Genomic DNA, 25287 nt, shown 5'->3' on the forward strand with positions numbered 1-25287 from the left:
AACAAGGCATTCTTTTACGGTTATTACTTTTACTTTACAGGATACTGTGAAGCGGTTGGCCGTAACTTGAAATGAACTAACAACGAACGATAATAAGGTCCCGCTTCACTTACATGTGAAAGCGGGATTTCTTTTAATATAAAGATAAAAAAGATAATGAAAAGAATCGCAATACAAGGAATCATAGGATCGTTTCATGATATGGCAGCACACCTGTATTTTGAAGGAGAACAGATACAACTCGTTTGCTGCGCCACCTTCGAGGAGGTGTTTGAGCATATGAAGCAGGATCCTACCATGATAGGAATGACAGCTATAGAAAATACTATTGCCGGTTCGCTACTCCATAATTACGAACTGTTACGTTCGTCGGGAGCAACCGTAGTAGGGGAATACAAACTGCATATCTCACATTGCATCTGCTGTCTGCCTGATGATTCGTGGGACACCATTACCGAGGTACACTCACATCCCGTTGCATTAATGCAATGCAGACAGTTTTTGGCACAACATCCTAACATCAAAAATGTGGAAGGCGAAGATACAGCAGGAAGTGCCAAGGATATCAAGGAACATCAATATCACGGATGGGCAGCCATCTGTAGTGCTGAGGCTGCCAAACTCTACGGACTGAAGATACTGGAAGACCATATTGAAGACAACAAGCATAACTTCACACGTTTCCTGGTCACTTGTCAGCCACAGAAAGCAGACTTCCTCAGACCCTTGGAGAAAGCCAACAAGGCAAGTCTGGTATTCTCATTACCTCACGAGGAAGGTTCGCTCTCTCAGGTGCTCAGCATACTGTCGTTCTATAAGATCAACCTCACGAAGATACAGTCGCTCCCGGTCATCGGACACGAATGGGAATACCTGTTCTATGTGGATGTGACCTACAACAGTCTTACACGGTATAGACAGGCCGTTGACGCTATTATGCCTTTGACCAAGGAACTCACCGTACTGGGCGAATATCGAGAGAATTGACAGACAGAAATTTACTTGAACAATAACAATAACACGTCATGATACAACCAGCAGACAGACTTACACTCGTTAGTGAATACTATTTCAGCCGAAAACTCAAAGAAGTGGCTGCACTCAACGCACAAGGTATGGATATTATCAGCCTTGCCATTGGAAGTCCGGATATGCCCCCGTCACCACAGACTATTGACAAGCTCTGTGAGGTGGCCAAACAGCCAGACGCGCATGGCTATCAACCGACCATGGGAACGCCAGAACTAAGACAGGCGATGGCAGGATTCTATAATAGATGGTATGGAGTGCAACTCAATCCTCAAACTGAAGTATTGCCACTCATCGGTTCGAAAGAGGGCATTCTCCATGTGACGCTCGCTTTCGTCAATCCTGGCGATGAAGTCCTCGTACCCAATCCAGGTTATCCTACCTATACCTCGCTGAGCAAACTCCTTGGAGCAAAGGTGGTCAACTACAATCTTGTGGAGGCCAATGGATGGCAACCGGATTTCGACGAACTGGAGCAGATGGACCTCAGCAAGGTGAAACTCATGTGGACCAATTATCCCAATATGCCCACAGGAGGAAATGCAAGGCGCGAAACCTATGAAAGACTGGTTGACTTTGCCAAGAAACACCATATCGTAGTGGTCAACGACAATCCCTATTCCTTTATCCTTAATGAAGAACACCTCTCCATTCTTCAGGTAGAGGGAGCAAAAGACTGTTGTATCGAGTTCAACTCCATGTCGAAATCACACAATATGCCAGGATGGCGCGTAGGACTCTGTGCTACCAACGCTCAGTTTATATCATGGATTCTGAAGGTGAAGAGTAATGTAGACAGTGGAACATTCAGAGGACTGCAACTGGCTGCCGCAACAGCCTACGACAATAGCGACGAATGGCATCAAGAGGCAAATATCGACACCTATCGCCGTCGCCGACACTATGCAGAGCAGATTATGGAAACGCTCCATTGCAGTTACGATCCCCATCAGGTAGGAATGTTTCTGTGGGGAAAAATTCCTGATCAGTATGATGATGTGGAACAGTTGACAGAAAAGGTACTCCATGATGCACGGGTATTCATTACACCAGGATTCATCTTTGGATCCAACGGCAAACGTTATATTCGCATCTCCCTCTGTGCCAAAGAGGAAAAGCTACAGGAGGCACTAACACGTATTGCAGATATGATGAGAAAATAAGCTATTTAGCAGTAAATAATAAATAACAGATAAAAACAAAAACAAGATATTATGGAATTGGAATTAGAACCTTTGAGACTTCCGAGTGACAACGAACGTCCCTTCGTCATTGCAGGACCTTGTAGTGCAGAGACAGAAGAGCAGGTGATGACCACAGCACGACAACTGGCCAATTACGGATGCCACATGTTTCGTGCAGGAATATGGAAACCCAGAACAAAGCCAGGAGGATTTGAGGGTAACGGAGAAAAAGCGTTGCCATGGATGCAACAGGTGAAAAAGGAAACAGGCATGTTGACAGCCACAGAAGTTGCAACGCCAGAACATGTGGAACTCGCTCTGAAATATGGTATCGACGTGTTGTGGGTAGGAGCAAGAACCACAGCAAACCCCTTTGCCATGCAAGCCCTCGCAGATGCGTTGAAAGGTACAGACGTGCCCGTATTGGTGAAAAATCCAACCAACCCAGATCTCGAATTATGGATAGGAGCACTGGAACGCCTCAATCTTGCAGGCATCAAGAGGCTCGGAGCCATTCATCGCGGATTCTCAAGCTACGACAATAAGATTTACCGTAACTTGCCCACGTGGCAGATTCCTATCGAGCTGCACAGACGCATTCCCGATCTTCCTATCATCAACGACCCCAGTCATATAGGAGGACGACGCGAACTGATTGCTCCGCTCTGTCAACAAGCCATGGACCTTGGTTTTGACGGACTGATTGTAGAAAGCCATTGCGATCCAGACAAGGCATGGAGCGACGCTAAACAGCAGGTGACTCCCGATGTTCTTGACTACATCCTCTCGTTGCTCGTTATACGTGATGAAACTGTCACCACAGAGGGTATCGTACAACTCCGCAAGCAGATTGACGAGATAGACAACCAGCTCATGGAAATGCTCTCAAAACGTATGCGTGTCTGCCGTGAGATAGGTCACTACAAGAAAGAACACAACATGACCGTACTTCAGACATCACGTTATAACGAAATCCTCGACAAACGAGGTGCACAAGGTGCACTCTGCGGCATGGCACCAGAGTTTGTTGCCAAGGTATTTGAAAACATTCACGAAGAATCAGTAAGACAACAGATAGAAATCATCAACAAATGAAAATACTCGTATTAGGGGCAGGAAAGATGGGGAGCTTCTTCATAGACCTGCTTAGCTTTGACCATGAAGTGGCGGTCTATGAAAAAGATGCCAAGCGAATGCGGTTTACCTATAACTGTCAGCGCTTTGCTGATTTAGAGGAAATCAGACAGTTTAAACCAGAGCTCGTCATCAATGCCGTTACCGTGAAATATACTATCGCGGCATTTGAAGAGGTGATGCCTTTCCTCCCGAAGGACTGTATTATCAGCGATATTTCATCGGTTAAAACAGGTCTGAAAGATTTCTATGAAAAGACAGGTCATCCTTATGTTTCTACACACCCGATGTTTGGACCTACATTTGCCAATCTGCAGCAGTTGTCAGAGGAAAATGCCATTATCATCAACGAAGGTGACTATATGGGACGCATCTTCTTCAAGGACCTCTATCAGAAACTGGGACTGAATATCTATGAGTATTCATTTGACGAACACGACAGAACAGTTGCTTACTCCCTCTCTATCCCATTTGTTTCAACCTTCGTCTTTGCTGCCGTTATGAAACATCAGGATGCGCCAGGAACAACGTTCAAGCGTCACATGAAGATTGCTCAAGGGGTTCTCAACGAAGATGATTACCTATTGCAGGAAATCCTTTTCAATCCCTATACCCATGATCAGGTGGCTCAGATTCGCACAGAGTTGAAAGAGTTGCTAGAGATTATCGACAATCGTGATGCTGTGGGCATGAAAGCGTATCTAACAAAAATCAGAGACAACGTGCGACGTGACATAGAAATCAAACATAGTTGATGTCCCATTCTGACGACTGATTGCAGATGAAGATATATCTGACAACCAGTCTCATGCGATATCAATAAAACAACAAGACTGACCTTCATGATAGGCCAGTCTTGTTGGGTTTTATACCGACTGATAAGCGACAATCGTCGTATCGTACGTTATGATTTGTTGGTCATGATAGTCAATACCATTTCATCGGTAGCACACATCGCTTCCTTGCCGATACTCGTCAGATTGCGGATAGAACAATCCACATCATGGTCTATAATACCTTCTGCTTCGGTGACATGCTTGCCTTCGCGAGCCAATAGGGCAGAGAGTAATGCTGTGGAAACACCAGAGCAGATCTTTAATGAACAACTGGGTTTTGCTCCGTCGCAAATCATTCCTGTTAAGTTGGCTATCATATTCTTCACGGAGTGGCAGATATCCGCATATTGGCCGCCCATGAGGTAAGTAATACCGCAACTGGAACCGATACTGGCCACAACACAACCGCAGAGGGCACTCAGTCTGCCGAGACTTTGTTTGATATAGATGGCGGTGAGGTGACTTAACGTTAAGGCACGGATGAGTTCTTCCTCGGTATTCTCATTCTCCTCAGCAAATACTACAACAGGATTGGTGGCACAGATTCCCTGATTGCCCGAACCGCTGTTACTCATTACGGGAATCATAGCACCTCCCATACGAGCGTCACAAGCAGAGGCTGTCTTGGAGATGATATGGGAAAACATGGTATTGCCAAAAATGCCATGGCTGAGTGGACGGTCCATCGTCTTACCTAAACAATGACCATAATTGCCTTTGACAGCTTCGGCAGCCGCACGCATGTTATACTCTTTTGTTTGTAGAATAAAACGGAGTTCGTCTATGGGAGCAGAGATGGAAAAGTCATAGACTGTCTGCATGGTCAAGGAGACGTGTTCTTCACCCTCTTCCGATGTAGCAGGCTTGCGGTGGTCAACAAGGACTTTGTCATCCGTTGCCTGATAGTCGATATTGGTATGGTCGCCTGAGATGATGGCTGTGGCATGATGAGGTAGGGAAGAATCGTCGGAACTACATTCTACCTCGATGTATAGTTTATCGCAAGCGTCAGCCTTGAGACCGATGTTGATATGGTTGTCCTTGACATATTGTTTGCCGAGTTCAAGAGACTGTGCATCAAGGTCTTTCAAGACCTCGAGTTGATAGTCAGAACAGCCAATCAGCGCACCCAAAGCAATGGCAATGGGCAAACCTATCATACCCGTGCCGGGAATTCCTACTCCCATAGCATTTTTTAGAATGTTAGCACTGAGTAGGACATTGATATGGTCGGGAGTTCTACCAAGGAGTTCTGTGGCACGTGCCACACAAAGGGCTACTGCCATAGGTTCTGTGCATCCAACGGCGGGTACAATCTCTCGTTTCATCAGTTCGAGAATCTCGTTTTGTCTAATGGTATCAATCATAAGCTTTGTATTATTGTTTATTCATTTTAGAGTTGCAGACAAGTGGTGAATGTATCGGGTGAGGTGCATGGAAAACTGACAGGCCTACGGAAAAGACCGAAAAGGGCGCTACCGCTGCCGCTCATTGCTGCATAGACTGCACCAAGGTTGTAGAGTTGCTTTTTGACGGCAGCCAACTGTGGGTGTGCACGAAAGACACTATATTCGAAATCGTTGACCAGTAGGTCGCGCCATGTTTCCACAGGTTGCGAAACGATATCAAGGCAACAATGTTCAGGATGACGTGGGGTGATATGAGCAAAGGCTTCACGTGTGGGGACAGGGATATTGGGGCGTACCACACAGAGATACCATCCTTTCAAATCCAATGAGATAGGACGTAACCGTTCGCCAATCCCTTCCGCATAAGCAGGTTTGTTGAGAATGAAAAACGGACAGTCGGCTCCAAGTCTTGCAGCCCGTTCTATGAGTTGTGACGCTGTGAGGTTGAGATTTCCCATTCTGTTCAGCAGAGTCAGCATGGCAGCACAGTCACTTGATCCTCCACCCATTCCAGCCTGTGTAGGAATGCCTTTGTAGAGGTGGGTGTGCAGTCGTGGCAATGTTGGAAACTCATCTTTCAACAGATGGTAGGCGCGCACCACCAGATTGCGTTGTTCGTCACCTTCTACGTCAATACCAGTCACCTTCAGGTCGCAGTCAACGGTAGATGGAAAGGCATCGTTCATCTCAGACACTTCAAGAGCATCCATGATAGGGACAGGATAGAACACGGTCTGAAGGTTGTGATATCCATCAGGTCTGCGCTCTACGACATTGAGGCCGAGATTGATTTTTGCTAAAGGGAATATGATGTCTGTATGTAGCATAGTTCATTTGTTTTTTTTTGTATCACACTTACCGGTCCACGTTATTTTATTTCTTCTTCTTCAATACTTTGATACGTCGGCTAGCTTCATGAGCCTCAGGGTATAGTTCAAGCGCTTTCTCATAGTTACGGATGGCGGCATCTGTCATGTGTTCTTTCTCACATTCACGTCCCAATGAGACATATTCTACAGCCAAGCGTTTGAGCATCTCATCACGATCATGTAGTTTGTTGATAGCCTCCTGCCGTTGTTCTTCCAGTTGGGTGATGACAGCGAGTTTTCTGCGGATGAGTCGTTGTGCAGCAGGCCGTTCGATGTCGTAACGACTATGGATGGCGATGAAGAAATGTTTCAGAAATGCTTGAAAATCGCGTTCGTCGAAAGCACTCATGGCCTCCCTGTATTCGTAGTCGGCTTTACTCTCATGGAGGGCTTTGTTGATGAGGCTGCTGTTATTGTATCGCTGAGCGAACGCGATTACTTCGGGTTTGACAAAGATGTCGCTGCGACGAAGTGGCGACTCTAAACAAATGCCTTGCAGGGAGGTGCATCGGCTTAATGCCACATAGGCTTGTCCGCCGGCAAAGGCGCCTCCTGTGAAATCGATACGCACATGACGGAAGGTAAGTCCTTGACTCTTATGAACGGTAATGGCCCATGCCAGTCGGATTGGAAACTGGATGAATGAACCGAGCAATTCCTCTTCTATCTTCTGTTCCTTCTCATTGAAGGTATAGCGCATATTTTCCCAAATGGCACGTTCTACGTCGTGCTCATGACCAGTCTCGTCGCAAATGGTGATGATACCTTCTTCTTCGTCAAGGGCGACGACAACCCCTAAGGTACCATTGACCCATCGGTGTTCTTTGTCGTTCTTGATAAAGATCACCTGTGCGCCAGGTTTCACCTCTAGCGCAATAGGGGCAGGGTAGGAACTCTCAGGAAATTCTCCAAGGACTTTTCCGTTGAAGACGGTAGCTTTGCCTTCAAGAGCTGCCAGTTGTTCGTTGTTGATATGTTCTGCTGTATCTCGACGGGTAGCCAAGGTAATAGCCATCTCGTCTTGGCTGTTATGGAAAGAAACCCCCAGTCGTTGATTGATGATTCGCAGGTCATGATCCGTTGTGGTATTGCTTCTGATTCGGTCCAGTATGTGGATGAAATCTTCATCCTTTTGCCGATATACTTTCCGTAATTCTATACTAACGAGATCCATCTTTTGCCAAACGGAGGCAGAGAAGAAATAGGCAGAAGCATAGAATGGTTGCATGAGTTGCCATTCGTCAGACTTCACCACAGGCTGTAACTGGAAGATATCGCCAACGAGTAAGAGTTGTTTGCCTCCGAATGGCTCACGCATATTGTGGCAGTAGATGCGCAATACTTTGTCAATGAAGTCGATGATATCAGAACGAACCATCGATATTTCATCGATGATGATGAGTTCCAACTCACGCAACATCTTGATTGTGTCTCCGCTATATTTCAAACTTTTGCGGATATGGCGTGCATCATACCGGCTGTCGTTAGGAAGAAGCGGGTGGAAAGGAAGTTTGAAGAAACTATGGATTGTCTGTCCTCCTGCGTTGATGGCAGCAATACCTGTTGGTGCGAGGATGACGTGTTTCTTCTTTGTATGTTCAGACACATAACGCAGAAAAGTAGATTTACCCGTGCCTGCCTTCCCAGTAAGGAAAAGCGAGCGACGGGTAAAGTTGACAATCTGGAGTGCCGATTGCCACTCCGCATTGGTAGTGTCTATAGACGATTTCAATACAGAAGGTCTGTTAAAGGTCTTGCAAAATTAAATTTCCGTATGTTTGGGCTCCTCTGCAGCCTTCGGTTGGGAGGGCGTTCCGTGTTGGTTACCATCAGGTGATGGCGTAACAGGAGCAGCAGGATCAACAGCATTCTCATTGGGCTGTTCCAGTTCGATATGCTGGATACTATCGCTGGCAATAGAGTCTGAATCGGCAGGCTCTTTGAAATAGCCACCGCAACTATACATTTGCATGGTGATGTCTGTATCGTGTGGTTTGTCGAATTTAGCACGATACATTTTGAATGCAGGGTCTCCAAGAACCTGTTCTAAGAAGTCTCCACAGATGGGAAGAGCTGTCTTGGACCCTTGACCTAATGCTCCAGTACGGAAGTGGATACAACGGTATTCACCGCCTACCCATGCTCCGACAACGAGATGTGGGGAAACACCAACAAACCATGCGTCGGAATGGTTGTTAGAAGTACCAGTCTTACCGCCGAAATCTGTATCACGAGCAAATTGGTTGGTCCAGCGTCCCAATGCAGAACTTGTTCCTTGCATACCGCCCTGCAGCAATTGTTGGAGGAGAAAAGCACTCTTGTAGGTCAATACTTGTTTCTCCTCTTCAGGAGCAGTATAGATTTCTTTGCCGTCGCGATCTACGATACGGGTGACAAGGACGGGGTTGTGTGTTTTACCGTCATTGACCGGTGTACAATATGCATTGACGAGTTCAAGGAGGTTGACATCGCTACTACCCAAGGCGAGTGCAGGGGTAGCATCCAACTTACTTTTTATACCCATATCGTGTGCGGTTTTTACAATATTGGGAATACCACATTCTTGGCCGAGTTTGACAGCAATAGAGTTGATACTCATGGCGAAAGCCTGTTTCAGCGTGACATTAGCACCGGAGAAACGTCCGTTGGCATTGGTTGGGGCCCATAATACTTCTTCGTTTTTCTTGCTGTCGAAGACTTTCATAGAGAAATAGGAGTCCTCACGTGTGTCACAAGGAGTAATACCTTGGTTCATGGCCTCAGCATAGACAAAGAGCTTAAACGTAGAACCTGGTTGACGCATCGACTTCACCTTGTCGTACTTCCATGTTCTGAAATCGAGGTCACCGACCCATGCTTTTACGTGACCCGTCTCGGGTTCCATTGCAACGAATCCACAGTGCATGAAATGTTCCATATAACGGATGGAGTCGAGCGTTGAGATATTTTTCTCGATGATGCCTTCGTCGTAATCAAACAACTTCACAGGGTGTGGAAGGTTCAGATAGTAGTTGATAGAATCGGTATTATTGTCGTATCGTTGACTCAGATATTTGTAATAAGGCAATTTTTTGGCAAGATCTTCAATGAAATTAGGAATTTCCTGATGGCGCTCATCCTGCCATGGGTTCTGGCCAGACCAGTGGTTGTTGAAGTTACGTTGGATGATACGCATCTGTCGCTTTGCAGCCTGTTCTGCGTATTTCTGCATACGCGTATCAATAGTGGTGTAAATCTTCAAACCGTCTCTGTAGAGATCAATATCATTGTCCTTACACCAGTCGTGAAGTTCATCAGCAACGGCCTCACGGAAATACTGTGCCTGTCCATCGTAATTGTTCTCCACACTATAGTCGAGTTGGATAGGTTTCTTGGAAAGGGTGTCGTAAGCTTCACGTGTCAGATCCTTGTGTCGACGCATGTTGTCGAGTACCACATTACGACGTTTGAAGGAATTGTCGGGATTGGTTCGGGGATTATAATAGGTTGTAGCCTTGAGCAGACCGACAAGAATAGCAGCCTGTTCAGGGGTCAATTCCTTTGGTGTGGTACCGAAATATGTTTTTGCTGCAGTTTTGATGCCGTATGCATTGGACCCAAAATCCACTGTATTAGCATACATGGTGAGGATGTCTTTTTTATCGAAAAACATCTCAATCTTCACAGCGGTAATCCATTCCTTACTTTTCATGATGAGCATTTTTACACCAGGGATGTTGCCCAACAGACCTGTGGAATACTCAGTACGAACACGGAACATATTTTTCACCAACTGTTGGGTGATGGTTGAGGCACCACGAGCATCATGGTGAACCACAAAGTCTTTTGCTGCTGCAAAAACGCCCTGGAAGTCAATACCGAAATGATGGTAGAAACGTTCGTCTTCTGTGTCTATCAAAGCTTTCCAGAATACAGGGTTAATCTCTTCGTAGGCAACAGGGGTTCTGTTTTCGCTGAAATACTTACCAATCATGACACCGTCAGCACTATATAGTTCTGATGCTTGTATGGTTTTTGGGTGCATAATAGCTCTCAAGGACGGTGACTTGCCGAAGAGCCACAGAAAATTGACATCTACCATGATGAGGTAGAAGATGAAGGCTATAATTAACGAGGCAAATCCTACACCACCTTTCACGTACCAGGCACGTCCCTGATACAAGCTTTTATACCATAGCCATGATTTCTTGAGCCACTGACGTGCTTTTGCTGTAAACTCAACGATTCTCTCTTTCATAGATTATCAATATACTTCAAAATGTCTTTTTCTTCTTCAGGATGAAACCATCTCATGGCTTCGTCACGTTTATACCAGGTCAATTGCTTACGAGCATAACGACGGGTGCTCCCCTTGATACGCTCTATGGCTTCTTCTAATGACCAGCGCCCGTCCATATAGTCAAACAGTTCTTTATAGCCAACGGTATTGAGTGCGTTGAGATGTCGGTATTCACGGAGTGCAGCAACTTCTTCTAAAAATCCTTGCTGCATCATTTCGTCAACTCTCGCGTTGATCCGTTGATAGAGTTGTTCACGGTCTCTGTTCAGTCCTATCTTGATAATACGGAAGGGTCTTTGTTTTTTTTCTTGTGTTCTAAATGATGTGTAGGTCTTCCCTGTCTGATAGCAGATTTCTAATGCGTGTATCACGCGTCGATAGTTTTGCTTATCTACTATCTCATAGTGTTCTGGGTCCAGACGTTTGAGGTCTTCACATAAAGCCTCAAGACCTTCTTCTGTATAACGACGTTTCATCTCCTTTCTGACGTCATCACGTATGGTAGGAATATCGTCAATACCATTGCAGACAGCATCTATATACATCATGCTTCCTCCCGATAGGAGTGCATAAGGATGATGGTCGTCTTGGAGTAATTGCATCACTTCCTGCTCATACATAGAGGCATTATAATAGTCTGCAATACTCTTGGTGCCTACAAAATAATGATGTGCTTGTTGTTGCTGCTCTATGCTCGGTGACGCTGTACCGATTCTCATCTCCCGGTATATCTGACGGGAGTCGGCATTGATGATGGGAATACCTAAATGATTGGCCAAACGTATGGTCAATGCGGTTTTTCCCACTGCCGTAGGACCGGTGACGACAATCAACGTATGCATATTAGCGGATTACTCCACGCTTGGAGTTCTCTATGAATGAGCAGATATAATCGACCTCTTTTGAGTCGGGATATTTGGCACGTGCCTCTGCAACACCCTCTTTGAGGATTCCTTTAGAGTAGATGATGCGATAGCTGTCGTGAATGGCCTCGATGGTCTCGTTGGAGAATCCACGACGACGCAGGCCGATCAGATTGACGCCAGCATAGCGTACAGGTTCCTTACCTGCAATCACGAAAGGAGGAATATCCTGGCTGGTACGTGAGCCGCCTTGGAACATGATATAGCTTCCGATATGGATAAACTGGTGGAACAGGCAGCATGCAGAGATGATGGCAAAGTCGTCAACGATGACTTCGCCTGCAAATTTGGTAGAGTTACCAATGATGCAACCGTTGCCAATCTCACAGTCATGACCGATATGCATATTCTCCATCAACAGATTGCCGTTGCCTACAACGGTCTTGCCTTTTGAGGCAGTACCACGGCTGATGGTAACGTTCTCGCGGATAGAGTTGTTGTCGCCAATCTCACAGGTTGTATCTTCACCTTTGAATTTCAAATCCTGAGGTTTGGTGGAGATTGATGCGCCAGGGAAAATCTCATTACCGTTGCCCAAACGTGTACCATAGTGTAGTGTGACTCCGTTGTAGAGCTTGTTGTTATCGCCAATGATAACATTCTTGTCAATGACACAGAAAGGTCCAATCACATTGTTGTCACCGAGTTTTGCCTCGGGATCAACGATAGCCATAGGATGAATCTGATTCATATATTATAAAATTAAGAGGGTCTGCATATGTTTGTGTATGCAGACACCGTGATGTTATTATTTGTTTTTTACTATTTGTGCGGTAAAGGTGGCTTCTGCTACCACGTGATCACCCACGAAGATGTATCCCTTCATGCTGGAAATACCGTGGCGTACAGGTGCCAACAGGTCAACTTTGAACAGCAACGTGTCGCCCGGTACTACCTTCTGGCGGAATTTTACATCGTCAATACGCATGAAATATGTGGACCAGCGCTCAGGTTCTTCCAGTGTGTTGAGTACTAGCAGACCGCCACATTGTGCCATGGCTTCAATCTGTAACACGCCAGGCATGACGGGTTCTTCGGGGAAGTGGCCTTGGAAGAAAGGTTCGTTGCTTGTCACATTTTTCACTCCGACAATGCTGCTGGCTCCTAAGGCGATAACCTTATCAACCAGTTGCATGGGATAACGATGGGGCAGCAATTCACGAATTTTGTTGATGTCCATCACCGGTTCGTCGTTGGGATCGTAGATAGGAGCTTGGATTTCGTGCTTGCGAATCTCCTTGCGCATCTGACGGGCAAACTTGTTGTTGATGGTATGGCCTGGACGAGTGGCGATGATACGTCCCTTGATGGGTTTGCCGATGAGAGCCATATCGCCGATGATGTCAAGCAATTTGTGGCGTGTACATTCATTCTCCCATACCAATGGCTTGTGCTGAATATATCCTAAATCCTCTGCGTTAAGGTGGGGCACCTGAAGCATGTCTGCCAGTTGGTCGAGTTGCTCTTGACTAATCTTTCTCTCATAGATAACGATGGCATTGTCCATGTCGCCGCCTTTAATCAGATTAGCTTGAAGCAGGGGCTGTATGTCTCTTACAAAGACGAAGGTACGTGCTGCAGCAATCTCTGTGGGGAAAGCTTCAATCTTTTCGAGGGTTGCAAACTGAGAGTTGATGAACTTCGACTCAAACGAGCACATGGCTGTGAGTGAAAATTCTTCGTCAGGCAGAATGGTGATGGTAGAGCCGCTTTGCTCATCTTTTACCTCAATCTTCTTGCGGATGATGTAATAGTCTTTCGGCGCATTCTGTTCCTCAATGCCCACTTCGTTGATTTTGTTGACATACTGTATAGCACTTCCGTCGAGAATAGGAAATTCAGGACCATTCACCTGAATACGACAGTTGTCGATGCCTAAGGCGTAAAGGGCGGCAAGACCATGCTCTACGGTACTTACGCGGGCTTCTCCTTTAGCAAGAACCGTGCCACGCTGGGTGTCAACGACATTCTCTGCAATGGCATCGATGACAGGCTCCCCTTCAAGGTCGATACGCTGGATTTTATATCCTGTATTCTCTGGAGCAGGATTGAAAGTCACGGTGAGGTTCAGACCGGTGTGCAGTCCTTTTCCGAAGAGGGAGAAACTGCCTTTCAAAGTTTTCTGTTTCATATTTATTTTTGTTTTTTCAATTCATCGAGTTCTTTACGAAGCATGTTGAGTTCACGATACATATCGGGCAACTTACGGAAAATGGCAGAGGATTTGAAGAATCCCTTTGGTTCAATGGCAGGAGAACCAATCAATTGCTCACCATTGCCTTTTGTGTTACTGATTACGCCAGCCTGTGCACCGATGAATGTCTTGTCTGCCACGTGGATATGACCAGAGAATCCTGCCTGTCCACCTACCATACACCAAGCGCCTATCTTAGTAGAACCAGCAAGGCCAACCTGGGCAGACATTACCGTGTTCTCACCAATCTCACAGTTGTGAGCCACCTGGATGAGGTTGTCTATCTTCACACCCTTATGAAGTACGGTCTGTCCCATGGTAGAACGGTCAACACATGTGTTGGCACCAATTTCTACATGATCTTCGATGACCACGATACCAATTTGTGGTATCTTATCATAACCCTCTTGGCTGGGGGCAAAACCGAATCCGTCTGCACCAATCACGCTACCAGCATGGATTGTCACGTCGTTACCCAGGCGGCAACCCTGATAAATGGTGACGTTGGGATAGAGCAGGCAATCGTTGCCTATGCTCACGCCGTCGCCTACTACAGTATGGGGGTAAATCTGAGTGTTGTCGCCAACTGTTGTGCCGTCTCCAATGTATGCAAAGGCCCCAATATATACATCTGCGCCGATTTTTGCGGTTGGGCTAACGAATGCCAGTGGATCGATGCCTTTCTTCTTGGGCATGCTTGCGGCATAGAGTTGCAACAATTTAGCCACACACTCATAAGCATTTTCCACACGGATGAGTGTGGCTTCTACAGGGTGGTCCAGTACCACATCGTTGTTGACAAGAACAATACTTGCCTTGGTGTCGTAAATATACTGTGTGTATTTTGGATTTGACAAGAAGGTAATGGAACCTTTTGTGCCTTCTTCAATTTTCGAAAAAGTGTGTACAGTGGCGTTATCGTCACCTTCTACACGACCACCGATAAAATCGGCTATTTGTTTGGCTGTAAACTCCATATTTTTGTTTGTAATATTATTAAATTGGTGCAAAGTTACAATTTTTTTCTCAAACTCTTTGGTAACAAAGGTAATATTTGCGTATTTTTTTGGAAAGTAGTTGTACATTGAGAATTTCTGAAGCCTCTGAAATATCCTTAACGGTACCGTCTTTGTAAAGAATACCGATGCTGTCGTCTTCTGGATTGTACATATCTTTGCCTATTTCAGCGACGGATACCATGTATTCAGTTTCTTCGAGAGAGATGTCTAATGTGTCTGCAATATTCTTGCGTATCTCGTTGATAGTATGCTTGTCAGGAGCGTTTTCAAGAACTTCTACTTTAAATAGTCTTCTGTCGAGCATGTCTGTGGCAAGAGTGGAAAGAATTTTGTCTTCGTTGTATCTCCATACCTTGAGTGTACTCCATATATCGCAATCGTCAAGGTCGGCATAATGGCGTAATGCAGCACTTTGGGTCCGGAAGTCTTCTGCGCTGATGTCGTTGTTCAGAAAATAGGCGAGGGCGGGAGGGGCGAAAAGGGAATTTCCTTTTCTTACGAGGTCTTTTGCTCTTCGTAGTGTGTTGATCAATACTTTTTCGTATCCTACGGCGGTTTTGTGCAGATAGACCTGCCAGTACATCAGACGTCTCGTTGTCAGGTAGTTTTCTATTGAATATATACCTTTCGACTCCACCACGAGTTGTTCATCCACCACGTTGAGCATCTTGATGATTCTATCGCTGCCAATGTTTCCTTCAGTCACTCCGGTAAAGAATGAATCGCGACGCAGGTAGTCGAGACGGTCCATGTCCAATTGGCTGGAAATGAGTTGGTGGAATATCTTGTTGTGGTATTCGTCTTTGAAGATAGAAATGGCGAGGTTGAGAGCGCCATGAAAGTCTTCATTCATGCGTTCCATCATCATCATGGAAATCTCTTCGTGCGATATGTCGTGGATGAGCGTATTCTCCAGGGCATGTGAGAAAGGGCCATGACCGATGTCGTGCATGAGGATGGCTGCAAGAACAGCTTCCGCTTCCATGTCGAAGATATATACGCCTTTCTCAAGTAACGACTTGATTGCTTCTGACATCAAGTGGTAGGCGCCGATGGAATGCTGGAAGCGTGTATGTCGTGCTCCTGGATATACCACAGATGCGAGTCCGAGTTGGTTGATGCGATTCAAGCGTTGGAACAACTGGTGTTGCACGATATCGTAGTGCAGTCCTTTTCCGATTTTTATAAAACCGAAAACCGGGTCGTTGATGATGGAATATCCGTTCATGGGCAGGTGGTTTTCAAAATGATACACAAAGATACGCATAATATTTCTAAAAAGCAAATCTTCTGTGTTCTTTCGTTTATTTTCGTTGTACCCGTAAAAACTGAAGAGGAAAATAAGCCACACATTTTTTTTGTGGACTGGTTGATTATGTCCTGGTGGAAGCTATGTGGCTTGTGCAGTATTTTATGATATAGAAAAAGAGAGTCGTGTGGACTCTCTTTCTGTTAACCTTACTCTTGAGGTGCCTGGCGGATTCGAACCGCCGTAGACGGTTTTGCAGACCGTTGACTAAGCCACTCATCCAAGGCACCTTGTTGTTAAGCGAGTGCAAAGGTAATACTATTTTTTTGAACAACCAAATTTTTTCCTGTTTTTTTTGCTTAATTCGCATCCTTTGCAGCCTTGACATGGATTTTCGTGGTCAGAAAGCTGACGGTAAATGCGCCAAGCAATATATCCCACGCATAAGACAAGGACTATGAAGACTAGGGTGTATTGCATGTTTTTTATAATTTGGATAGTTTACGCAGCATTAGTTTGTTCATGGCTTGAATACGTCTGCCGCTTTTCTCAATATCCTCGCGAACATTATTTATATTATTGAAGAAATCGCTGAATGCGTTGAGGAAAGGATTGGGTTGACAGGGGTCTTCCATGGCATTGGGGTTGGTGACGATACGGATTCCTGCCGGTTCGATATGCACATCGACATCGGAACTTGTCATGATCGGGTCTCCATCGTAATGGATGGCGCCAGGTTGGGAACGGTGGATATGAATGGACCGCGTCTTAAAGGTTTTGATTTTAGAATTGTTGGTCAGCGTCTTGTTCATCAGGTCGATGCTGATCTGTGGTGCTTCCAATGCTGTAAACGGCTCCATGATGATGACGTCCATCATACCGTCTTTCATGGTTGCATTTGGTGCAATATAGGCATTGTTGCCATATTGTGATGCATTGGCACAGGCAATGAGGAATGCTTTGTAGCTTCGTGCACCGGTATCGTCGGTGACTTCATAGGTTTCTGGCTTGTATTTCAGACCTTCTTTTAGCACATTTTCTATATAGGTGAGCGGTCCACGCTTGCCGGCTTCTGCGAACTTGAGTGAGATGAACGCGTCGAATCCCATGCCACAGGTGCAGAAAAACGGCAGTCCGTTGATGACTCCATAGTCGAAACTTTCTACGACACCCCGGTTGATGACTCCTAATGCCTTGCGTGGATTGAGCGGCAAGCAAAGATGGCGGGCAAGGCCATTTCCTGAACCGCAGGGCACGATTCCCAAAGCCGTGTCTGTGTGGGTGAGTGATCGCGCCACTTCATTGACGGTCCCGTCGCCACCAACTGCCACGACGATGTCGGCACCATTGTCTGCACACTCGCGTGCGATTGATGCAGCATGGCCGGCATGTTCGGTCAATCGGATAGTAACATCGAAGCGTTGTGCATCGATTTCGCTGGCAATCATGTCAGGAATAGCATCCTTTCCATGCGTTCCCGATATGGGATTGACTATGAATGTTATTCTTTTCTTTTCGTTCATACGATGCAAATGTACTAATAATCGTTCAAAAAGTATGCAAAAATAGATAAAATTACATTTTAATAACGAATAATATTTCTTTTTTTGCACGTTTTGATAAAATTTGTGTAACTTTGCAGTTCGAAACGAATAAAAACAGCTCAGCTGTAGATAACTATTCTCATGGGACAATTACAAGAAAGATACAAAAACTATCGCGAGCCTCAGAAATTTATGGAGGCTGGTGTTTATCCCTATTTCCGTGAAATTACAGGAAAACAGGGTACGGAGGTAGAAATGGGCGGCCACAAAGTTTTGATGTTTGGCTCTAATGCTTATACAGGATTGACTGGTGACCAGCGAATCATTGATGCTGCTAAAGCTGCTTTGGATCAATATGGTTCAGGCTGTGCAGGAAGCCGTTTTCTTAATGGTACTCTTGATCTTCACGTCAAGTTGGAAAAAGAAATCTCGGCGTTTGTTCATAAAGACGACTGCCTCTGCTTGTCAACTGGCTTTAGTGTGAATCAAGGAGTGTTGGCAATGGTAGTGGGTAAGAACGACTACATTATCTGTGATGATCGTGACCATGCTAGTATTGTTGATGGACGTCGTCTCTCGTTTGCTCGTCAGCTACATTACAAGCATAATGATATGGCAGATTTGGAGCGTGTGCTTCAGAATCTTCCTCACGAGGCCGTGAAACTTATAGTGGTGGATGGTGTATTCTCGATGGAAGGTGATTTGGCTAAACTTCCAGAAATTGTAGAGCTGAAGCATAAATACAACTGTTCTATCATGGTTGATGAAGCTCACGGTATTGGAGTATTCGGAGACCATGGACGTGGAGTTTGTGACTATTTCGGTTTGACCGATGAGGTAGATCTTATTATGGGAACATTCTCTAAATCTTTGGCTTCTATTGGTGGATTTATTGCAGGAGATAAAGATACCATCAATTTCCTGCGTCATAATTGTCGTACCTATATCTTCTCGGCTTCTAACACTCCAGCAGCTACAGCCGCAGCTCTTGAGGCTCTGCACATCTTGCAGAAAGAGCCAGAGCGCATAGAGGCTTTGTGGAAAGTAACGAAGTATGCTTTGAAGCGTTTCCAGGAAGAAGGTTTTGAAATTGGAGAAACAGAGAGTCCTATTATTCCACTTTATGTGCGTGATGTGGAGAAGACATTCCTTGTAACAGCACTTGCCTTTAATGCAGGAGTATTCATCAATCCTGTTATTCCTCCTGCATGTGCACCTCAGGATACTCTCGTGCGCTATGCACTCATGGCTACCCATACTGAAGAGCAGGTGGAGCGCTCTGTAGAAATTCTGAAGAAGATATTTGTCGAGCAAGGCATTATCAAGTAAAAGAGAAAGCCAGTTTTTACCACTTTTTACGTCGGATGCACTTTGTAAACCCGATGTAGAGTGAGTGAATAAGCGGATAATAAAGTGGCAGATGAAAGACTAAAAGGTCTGAAGTCTTAAAATAATGTTAAAAATGAAAGATTTTTCTGTTTTTAGTCTTTTGTCTGCCAAATTATTTGTACCTTTGCACCCGCTTAGATAAAGCAACGAGGTGTAGCGCAGTTGGTAGCGTTCCTGGTTTGGGACCAGGCTGTCGCAGGTTCGAGTCCTGTCACCTCGACAAAACATAAGAAAGATCCTATGAATTTAATATTCATAGGATTTTTTTGCTTGCAGAATAATGCTTTCTAAATAGTTGAGTAACGAATTTATCTCAGCCGATGGCAAGGGGCATCCCGAACACATTCCGGGCACATCCCGAGCACATCCCGAATGTCTCCTTAGTTCCTCCCTAGTTTCTTCCTAGTTTCTCCCAAATAGCTCCCAACGGTAAAAGCCATCTGTAGAATAATCAACAGAAGTGGAAAATAACAAGCATTTTGTACCTTACCAAGCAATTTTCGGTTCAAAAACTTGTTTTTCACAAGCATTTTGCTTAACTTTGCGACAAGTTACATGACTACTAAACCGAAAATGACTAAACGAACAATAATTTGCTGTGTGATAATAGCATTAATGCTGTTTTTTGAACCATTTTATACCAAAGCAAACGAAGCAGATCGGGTGTTCAGGGTTTATACCTCGTCACACGGCATGATAGATAATAGTGCGCAGACGATTAGTTGCACGACAACGGGCCGCATCATCCTCACCACACTTGGTCACGTGAACTTCTTTGATGGTGTGACATTCACACATATAGACCCACAGCCGTCTAATGTCTATCCCTTGGCAAAATACACAGGTTATTCGCATGTCTATTTTGATAATAATCAGCATCTCTGGGTTAAAGACACCCATCGTGTCACATGTGTGGATCTAAGAAAAGAAGAGTTTATCGATGATGTACAAGGCGTGTTCAACTCTTATGGTATCAAAAACAAGGTAGATGACTTATTTGCTGACGAGACAGCTACCGTTTGGGTGGTGTTGGGAGACAAATTGGTCAACATTCACACGAAGTGTACGCTTAAAATCAAGCGTTACCCTTTGCAGGATATTTCCCGTTTTGAAAATCGGCTATTTCTCTTTTATAACAATGGCGATGTAGATGTGTATGATATTAACACAAAAAAAATACTATACACGATACATACTTTGACAGCAGAAGCTGGCAAACGCTACAATGCAACCAGCGTCTTGTGTAAAACCGAACAAGGTATTTTTCAGATTCGTACAGGAGTCAATAAATCAATTTTGCTTTATTTAGATGTTAAGAAGCGGAGTGCCAAAACAATTCTCCAAACTCCTTACAGTCTAAACTCTATGGTCGTTCATGATAACAAGCTCTATATTGCATGCGTAGAAGGTTATTGGACATATAACCTGACAACTGAAGAAACAAAACACCATGCTGAAATCACATTAGACAACGGTCAACGAATGGTTCCTGACATTAATGCCCTTACCTTCGATAAACAAGGCGGTATGTGGCTTGGAAGTAAACACAGAGGATTACTCTATTGCAAACCATATGCGTCGCCTATACAACAATACGGAACCAATACCGATTTTTTTAAACGCTACGAGTCCCAGATGGCTAAAGCGATTAAAACCAATACAAAAAATCTGCCTCCAACAATCACTTGCTCGTTTGTAGATAGCAGAGGATGGACTTGGCAAGGAACCTATAGCGGAATACGTCTTATGAGACCTAATGCAAAGACTATAGAGTATGGCTACAAGGATGGGCTTGCCAATGAGGTAATACGTGCTGTGATAGAAGACAACAACCACAATATTTGGGTTAGTACAAGTTATGGTATAGCACATATAGATGTCAAGAACAACAAAGTCAAGCATATTGAGTACTTTGCAGGAATAGATAACGTACCTGACGAAGCGTTTACAGAAGGAGCAAGTCTCAAGCTGGCGGACGGTACCATCATTTTCAAGTCGCTTGACCACATGGTGACATTCCATCCTGACAAGTTCCACACACAGGCAATCAAACAAATCCGGTTAACTCCCCAAATGTGCAAAATCTTGATGAATGGTCATGAAGTGCATCCGGGAGAGCGGTTTAATGATAACGTAGTAACCGATGTAGCTATCTCGCGTACACGTGATATGTACTTCAATTATGACCAAAACTCTATTACGTTGATGTTTGTCAGTCTGAACTATTTTCGTCCGTTTCAGACCTATTATAGAGTACGCGTAAAAGGATGTGAACCATATAACGAATGGACCGTTTTATCAACCTACAACGGAAGGGGATTGGTGGATAAGAAAGGCGCTTTGCATTTACCTTTGTCGGGAATAAGCCCCGGACATTATGAAGTGGAGCTACAAGCATCTATGAGTCCTGAGTATTGGACAGAAAAACCATACGTGTGGCATATTTACGTGAAAGAGCCATGGTGGCGCACCACTATCATATATGTCCTTTTAGGATTGACGCTGTGTGTGTTGATTGTAGGCAACCTAATGGTGTACAACAAATATATTCGTATGCGCGTGAAATGGATTAATGTTGAAGCGCAGGTAATGAAACGATTGAAAACATTTGTGCAACGCTGTAAACAACATGAGAACTCTGTACTTGAGCCATTAAACAATAATGGTGGCGCGGATGACAAGGGGGATGTAGGAGAAGATATGTTCGAGCAAATGATGTTGAAAATCATGCCTCATCTGCTCATCGATCACAACGAACATCTTTCGCTCAGACGATTGGCTGAAAAGGCTGAAGTGGACGAAGTGGAACTTTCGAAAATGGTAATGGCTAACAGCCATAAAAACCCAATCCATTTCTTGATATCGCTACGCCTTGAAACATCAAAGAAAATGCTGAGTGAATCTACAATGGGTATTCCTGAAATTGCCAAAATGTGTGGTTTCGTATCGGTAAACTACTTTATTGCATGTTTCTATCATCGCTATCAATGTACTCCAATAGCCTATAGGACAGAACAAAGGAAGAATGTTCTTAAAACAACAAGACTATCTTGATAATAATTCGCAAAAGCCGACTAAAAGCCATGTTCGTCCACCTATAGGACGATAATATGCGAGCATCTGGTAGTTATTGCTTGTTTGGAAGAAATTTCCTTCTGTTTCTGCCGGAAGACCTTTATCATCAACATAGATATAGGAATAATAGCCTTGTTTCTGCATGATAGTTGCATGATATGATGATGTGGTATTATCATAGTACATCAAATAGTCTCGACTGTCTGACGAATTGGTCCATTGCCCAAAAATGTATCTGTTGCCATGATAGGGGGCTTGTAATTGATAGTTTACAGAAACATAGTCGCACGTTACATCATCTTCCTGTCGGTCGCTATTACGAACAAGTGAAAAACCTTTAGCGGCTTCATCGGTTAGGTAGAACGGTCTGGGAACATCGGGATGGAGATAAGCGTCATATTGATGGCCATTCCATTCGATACGTTCTATGCCCATTGTTGGGTGGCTGGTGGCAAGTATTTCAAACTTGTGATATTCGTTGCCTGCCAAGAAAATGTAGTTTTCATCGTGGTCCCATTTCATTCCGCTTTTCATTTGATATGTAGGAGGAACGTTGATTCGTGGGCAATGCCAGTTCTGCATCATAACGGTATATAACTGTCGTTCTCGATCGGAAATATTAAGTGATGGATATTCTAAGGTCGCAGAAATCTGCTGATGTTTTCCGTTTACGTCCTTATCGGTAATGGTTGTCATAGTCAAGGCTACCTTAGCCTTCGGTTCAACAACCATGAAGCAAACTTCTGCTACGGGTTGATCAAGGCGATGATTCCTGTCGAATATTCTTAATCGGTAGTTTCCACTCATCGTAATCTGACATTGTTCGTTGGGAATCGTAATCGTATAGTGTGTATAGTCGATGGTGGTATTGATGGAATGTTGGTAATCCAATATCGGAAATTCTGAGAATCCTTGCATCCAGTCGTTTTCAAAAACAAATTGAGAAGTAGTCCAGTCGGGTTCACACCGTTCCAGTCTGCAAATGTAGTCGTGGACTTCGTGAGACATTTCATCAAAGCCAACTGTCATTCTTTCGTTTGTTGCATGAAGATGGAGTAGGGGCAACGTTTGCCAATTGTCATTCACAATAGCGGTAAGGGATTTTAATTGCGAAACATATAGTCGCGTAGAATTTACCCACTCGCCAGGACCTGACGTTTGGAAATGCTGACCATTGGCAACTGTAGAAATTGCTGTTATCAGGAATAGGAACAATAGAAAAAAGTTCCTTCTGCAATTGAACGTTTTCATCATAATGGCGCAAATTTAGTAATTTCTTGTTAGAAAACAGAATAGATTGAAAAAAAATTGCTACATTTGCATTCATGATGAAGAAATCTATAATTTGGGTAAGTGCTGTCTTACTGATGATGGCGTTCGGTTGTCGCAATCACAATCGAATGGCGGAGTATCAGCGTAAGATAGACAGTATTAAAAAAGCGGAAACCACGAAAGCTATGTTGCCTGTACCCGATAACCGTGAACCTTTGACTGTATTTTTCGACAGTCTTTCTATGATTGCGTTACCTTTGCATTATACCCCTGAGTTTGTGGAATATCTTCCCCAGATGACGCCTGTTCCAAAACTATTCAATAGTAGTATGGGGTGTGAGGGAGACCAGAAACTCAAAGCTGCGATTCTTCCACCAACCCCTCATTTTAATATGGTACTGTTGGCAGAGCGTATGGATTCTATAACTCCACCAACTTTATACCTTTGTGTTTTTGATCACGATAACGTCATGCAAGACCGGTTGACCATTTACGAACGTGCCGATGGTGATCTGAATGGTGAAATTGGAAGTATGAAACTTGAATATTCTGTGACGAGCCGTTACGAAGTGACATTAATGCGCTTCTTTCGTTCGGACAATAAGCCGGATGCTGATTTTGAATGGAAAGAAAGTCGTAAATTCCATATCAATCGTGAAGGTCATTTTGAAGAGGAACCGGCAGATTTATAATTATCGATAATGAGTATGTGGAATATTTAATGAAGGGATAAAATACAAAACCGGCAGTACTATAGGGTTGTCTGTGTAGTACTGCCAGTTTGTATATAGGAAATTATTCTATAAAGCAATTTTCATAAATACGGGATAGTGATCAGAGTATGTAAGCTCACGTTTGTAATAGGTAAGACCTTTGAGCATCTCATCATGGAAGATGTAGTCAATGCGGACACTTTTCTTTCCACCACGGAAGGTACTCATCCAGCCGAAACCACATTCTTTGAATCCGTCAATCATGTTGCCTAAAAGTGTCTTATATACATAAGAGTAGGGCACATCGTTAAAGTCGCCGCAGATGATACGTGGGTGTTCTGTCTGTCGCATATTGTTAGCTATAGTCATCGATTGGCCTGAACGAATCATCAGACCTAAAGTGTAATTGCCATAAATGGCGCGCAAAATAGAACTTTTATCTACATTTATTCCGTGATAGTTAGCTTTGGCAACTTGATGGAGTGTGCCGTTGATACCTGTTGTCTGCAGGTGAACATTATAAACGCGGATGATTTTTCCGTTTACCTCTATGTCTGCCCACATGGCACTATTGTTGGAATATTCAAAGAGAATCTTATCCGTTTTACGGATTGGATAGCGGCTGTAGATGATCATATCATCACGTCCATAAGCTTTGTAAGGAAAGTAGTTCTTATATGAATCAGACACTTTCTTATCGCCACTTGCATCAAGATACTCCTGAAAACAAAGCACATCTACTTTTTGGTTTTTCATTTCTGCCAAGATGTCTTGAGAGATGAAACCTGATGTCTCCCTTCCAAACATGGCAACGTTGTATGTGGCGATAGTTAAACCGTCTTGAGCTGCAACCGCTTTGGTGTTGTCAGACCGGAATTGGACTAGCGTACCAATATAGGGAATGCAACAAAGTAATGTGATGATTGGTACAAATGTCAACAGCCAGTTCCGTTTAATCAACCAATATACCAACAATAGTAGGTTGGCAAGGATGAGCAGGGGCAAGATATAAACTATCATTGCCTTTGCATTATTTCCTACTGGCGAATAGTTTCCTCCAAACAAACCGAGAATCGTGAAGATAGATACTATAATCTGCATTATAAGAAACATCATAGCCACATAGCGATAAACAGCAAGTTTTCCCATATAATTTGTGTCAAAAGATT

Annotated in this window: 19 protein-coding genes and 2 tRNA genes; 8 read left to right on the plus strand and 13 right to left on the minus strand. The window is 44.2% G+C overall.

Annotated elements, in window-relative coordinates:
- The first annotated feature begins 156 nt into the window (after positions 1–156).
- The 4 genes from CIK90_RS10000 to CIK90_RS10015 are packed head-to-tail and all read left to right on the plus strand — an operon-like array spanning position 157 to position 4102.
- Positions 157–987, plus strand: coding sequence for a prephenate dehydratase (locus CIK90_RS10000; protein WP_094465180.1), 831 nt, complete (start codon positions 157–159; stop codon positions 985–987).
- A gap of 38 nt (positions 988–1025) precedes the next feature.
- Entirely contained in the window at positions 1026–2192 is a 1167-nt protein-coding gene (locus tag CIK90_RS10005) for a pyridoxal phosphate-dependent aminotransferase (protein ID WP_094391651.1), read from the plus strand.
- Positions 2193–2243: 51 nt separating this feature from the next.
- Positions 2244–3308, plus strand: coding sequence for a bifunctional 3-deoxy-7-phosphoheptulonate synthase/chorismate mutase type II (locus tag CIK90_RS10010; RefSeq protein ID WP_094440764.1), 1065 nt, complete (start codon positions 2244–2246; stop codon positions 3306–3308).
- Positions 3305–4102 carry a prephenate dehydrogenase/arogenate dehydrogenase family protein gene (locus CIK90_RS10015; RefSeq protein ID WP_094446916.1) on the plus strand — a complete coding sequence of 266 codons (798 nt, stop codon included), beginning with the start codon at positions 3305–3307 and terminating at the stop codon, positions 4100–4102. Before CIK90_RS10010 ends, CIK90_RS10015 begins: the two co-directional genes overlap by 4 nt.
- Before the next feature lie 149 nt (positions 4103–4251).
- On the opposite strand, the gene CIK90_RS10020 is transcribed toward CIK90_RS10015, so the two are convergent.
- The 11 genes from CIK90_RS10020 to CIK90_RS10070 form a co-directional block, all read right to left on the minus strand.
- Positions 4252–5550: a serine dehydratase subunit alpha family protein gene (locus tag CIK90_RS10020; protein WP_094440762.1), complete on the minus strand. Its 1299-nt coding sequence runs from the start codon at positions 5548–5550 to the stop codon at positions 4252–4254.
- A 26-nt stretch (positions 5551–5576) separates the two neighbouring features.
- Entirely contained in the window at positions 5577–6419 is an 843-nt protein-coding gene (gene ispE / locus CIK90_RS10025; RefSeq protein WP_094465182.1) for a 4-(cytidine 5'-diphospho)-2-C-methyl-D-erythritol kinase, read from the minus strand.
- Positions 6420–6465: 46 nt separating this feature from the next.
- Positions 6466–8193, minus strand: a complete 1728-nt coding sequence (locus CIK90_RS10030; RefSeq protein ID WP_094446917.1) for an AAA family ATPase — start codon at positions 8191–8193, stop codon at positions 6466–6468.
- Positions 8194–8223: 30 nt separating this feature from the next.
- Positions 8224–10698: a transglycosylase domain-containing protein gene (locus CIK90_RS10035; RefSeq protein ID WP_094465184.1), complete on the minus strand. Its 2475-nt coding sequence runs from the start codon at positions 10696–10698 to the stop codon at positions 8224–8226.
- Positions 10695–11582: a tRNA (adenosine(37)-N6)-dimethylallyltransferase MiaA gene (gene miaA, locus CIK90_RS10040; protein WP_094436291.1), complete on the minus strand. Its 888-nt coding sequence runs from the start codon at positions 11580–11582 to the stop codon at positions 10695–10697. Before miaA ends, CIK90_RS10035 begins: the two co-directional genes overlap by 4 nt.
- A 1-nt stretch (position 11583) precedes the next feature.
- Positions 11584–12354 carry an acyl-ACP--UDP-N-acetylglucosamine O-acyltransferase gene (gene lpxA, locus CIK90_RS10045; protein ID WP_094391659.1) on the minus strand — a complete coding sequence of 257 codons (771 nt, stop codon included), beginning with the start codon at positions 12352–12354 and terminating at the stop codon, positions 11584–11586.
- A 57-nt stretch (positions 12355–12411) separates the two neighbouring features.
- Positions 12412–13794 (minus strand): bifunctional UDP-3-O-[3-hydroxymyristoyl] N-acetylglucosamine deacetylase/3-hydroxyacyl-ACP dehydratase, encoded by a 1383-nt coding sequence (locus CIK90_RS10050; RefSeq protein ID WP_094391660.1) that lies wholly within the window; start codon positions 13792–13794, stop codon positions 12412–12414.
- A 2-nt stretch (positions 13795–13796) separates the two neighbouring features.
- Positions 13797–14834 (minus strand): UDP-3-O-(3-hydroxymyristoyl)glucosamine N-acyltransferase, encoded by a 1038-nt coding sequence (gene lpxD, locus CIK90_RS10055; protein WP_094391661.1) that lies wholly within the window; start codon positions 14832–14834, stop codon positions 13797–13799.
- A 49-nt stretch (positions 14835–14883) separates the two neighbouring features.
- Positions 14884–16104, minus strand: a complete 1221-nt coding sequence (locus CIK90_RS10060) for an HD domain-containing protein (protein WP_094391699.1) — start codon at positions 16102–16104, stop codon at positions 14884–14886.
- A gap of 239 nt (positions 16105–16343) precedes the next feature.
- A tRNA-Cys gene (locus CIK90_RS10065) sits at positions 16344–16415 on the minus strand.
- A gap of 195 nt (positions 16416–16610) precedes the next feature.
- Positions 16611–17648, minus strand: a complete 1038-nt coding sequence (locus CIK90_RS10070; protein WP_094391662.1) for a diacylglycerol kinase family protein — start codon at positions 17646–17648, stop codon at positions 16611–16613.
- Positions 17649–17810: 162 nt separating this feature from the next.
- Here CIK90_RS10070 and CIK90_RS10075 point away from each other — a divergent pair, with 162 nt between their 5' ends.
- The 3 genes from CIK90_RS10075 (at position 17811) to CIK90_RS10085 (ending at position 22112) form a co-directional block, all read left to right on the plus strand.
- Positions 17811–18998, plus strand: coding sequence for an aminotransferase class I/II-fold pyridoxal phosphate-dependent enzyme (locus CIK90_RS10075; RefSeq protein WP_094391663.1), 1188 nt, complete (start codon positions 17811–17813; stop codon positions 18996–18998).
- A gap of 207 nt (positions 18999–19205) precedes the next feature.
- Positions 19206–19278 (plus strand) — tRNA-Pro (locus tag CIK90_RS10080).
- A 380-nt stretch (positions 19279–19658) separates the two neighbouring features.
- Positions 19659–22112 carry a helix-turn-helix domain-containing protein gene (locus CIK90_RS10085; RefSeq protein ID WP_158216059.1) on the plus strand — a complete coding sequence of 818 codons (2454 nt, stop codon included), beginning with the start codon at positions 19659–19661 and terminating at the stop codon, positions 22110–22112.
- Here the strand turns inward: CIK90_RS10085 and CIK90_RS10090 are convergent.
- On the minus strand, positions 22104–23387 hold the full coding sequence (locus tag CIK90_RS10090; protein ID WP_094391666.1) for a DUF5103 domain-containing protein: 1284 nt from the start codon (positions 23385–23387) through the stop codon (positions 22104–22106). The two genes, CIK90_RS10085 and CIK90_RS10090, sit on opposite strands and share 9 nt — an antisense overlap.
- 71 nt (positions 23388–23458) lie before the next feature.
- On the opposite strand from CIK90_RS10090, the gene CIK90_RS10095 reads away from it, so the two are divergent.
- Positions 23459–24097: a hypothetical protein gene (locus CIK90_RS10095; protein WP_094391667.1), complete on the plus strand. Its 639-nt coding sequence runs from the start codon at positions 23459–23461 to the stop codon at positions 24095–24097.
- A 108-nt stretch (positions 24098–24205) separates the two neighbouring features.
- Here CIK90_RS10095 and CIK90_RS10100 read toward each other — a convergent pair whose 3' ends face one another.
- A complete protein-coding gene (locus CIK90_RS10100) occupies positions 24206–25267 on the minus strand; it encodes an endonuclease/exonuclease/phosphatase family protein (RefSeq protein WP_094391668.1) in 1062 nt (353 codons plus the stop codon).
- Positions 25268–25287 lie beyond the last annotated feature (20 nt).

It is taken from the genome of Prevotella sp. P5-126 (assembly GCF_002251185.1).
GTDB lineage: Bacteria > Bacteroidota > Bacteroidia > Bacteroidales > Bacteroidaceae > Prevotella.

Bases quoted from the DNA above. Each gene is read 5' to 3' on its own strand.
- CIK90_RS10060 (WP_094391699.1), bottom strand. From the start codon at position 16,104: ATGAACGGATATTCCATCATCAACGACCCGGTTTTCGGTTTTATAAAA.
- CIK90_RS10035 (WP_094465184.1), bottom strand. From the start codon at position 10,698: ATGAAAGAGAGAATCGTTGAGTTTACAGCAAAAGCACGTCAGTGGCTC.
- CIK90_RS10050 (WP_094391660.1), bottom strand. From the start codon at position 13,794: ATGAAACAGAAAACTTTGAAAGGCAGTTTCTCCCTCTTCGGAAAAGGA.
- CIK90_RS10020 (WP_094440762.1), bottom strand. From the start codon at position 5,550: ATGATTGATACCATTAGACAAAACGAGATTCTCGAACTGATGAAACGA.
- CIK90_RS10090 (WP_094391666.1), bottom strand. From the start codon at position 23,387: ATGATGAAAACGTTCAATTGCAGAAGGAACTTTTTTCTATTGTTCCTA.
- CIK90_RS10100 (WP_094391668.1), bottom strand. From the start codon at position 25,267: ATGGGAAAACTTGCTGTTTATCGCTATGTGGCTATGATGTTTCTTATA.
- miaA (WP_094436291.1), bottom strand. From the start codon at position 11,582: ATGCATACGTTGATTGTCGTCACCGGTCCTACGGCAGTGGGAAAAACC.
- CIK90_RS10010 (WP_094440764.1), top strand. From the start codon at position 2,244: ATGGAATTGGAATTAGAACCTTTGAGACTTCCGAGTGACAACGAACGT.
- CIK90_RS10005 (WP_094391651.1), top strand. From the start codon at position 1,026: ATGATACAACCAGCAGACAGACTTACACTCGTTAGTGAATACTATTTC.
- ispE (WP_094465182.1), bottom strand. From the start codon at position 6,419: ATGCTACATACAGACATCATATTCCCTTTAGCAAAAATCAATCTCGGC.
- CIK90_RS10015 (WP_094446916.1), top strand. From the start codon at position 3,305: ATGAAAATACTCGTATTAGGGGCAGGAAAGATGGGGAGCTTCTTCATA.
- CIK90_RS10095 (WP_094391667.1), top strand. From the start codon at position 23,459: ATGATGAAGAAATCTATAATTTGGGTAAGTGCTGTCTTACTGATGATG.
- CIK90_RS10075 (WP_094391663.1), top strand. From the start codon at position 17,811: ATGGGACAATTACAAGAAAGATACAAAAACTATCGCGAGCCTCAGAAA.
- CIK90_RS10000 (WP_094465180.1), top strand. From the start codon at position 157: ATGAAAAGAATCGCAATACAAGGAATCATAGGATCGTTTCATGATATG.
- CIK90_RS10070 (WP_094391662.1), bottom strand. From the start codon at position 17,648: ATGAACGAAAAGAAAAGAATAACATTCATAGTCAATCCCATATCGGGA.
- lpxD (WP_094391661.1), bottom strand. From the start codon at position 14,834: ATGGAGTTTACAGCCAAACAAATAGCCGATTTTATCGGTGGTCGTGTA.
- lpxA (WP_094391659.1), bottom strand. From the start codon at position 12,354: ATGAATCAGATTCATCCTATGGCTATCGTTGATCCCGAGGCAAAACTC.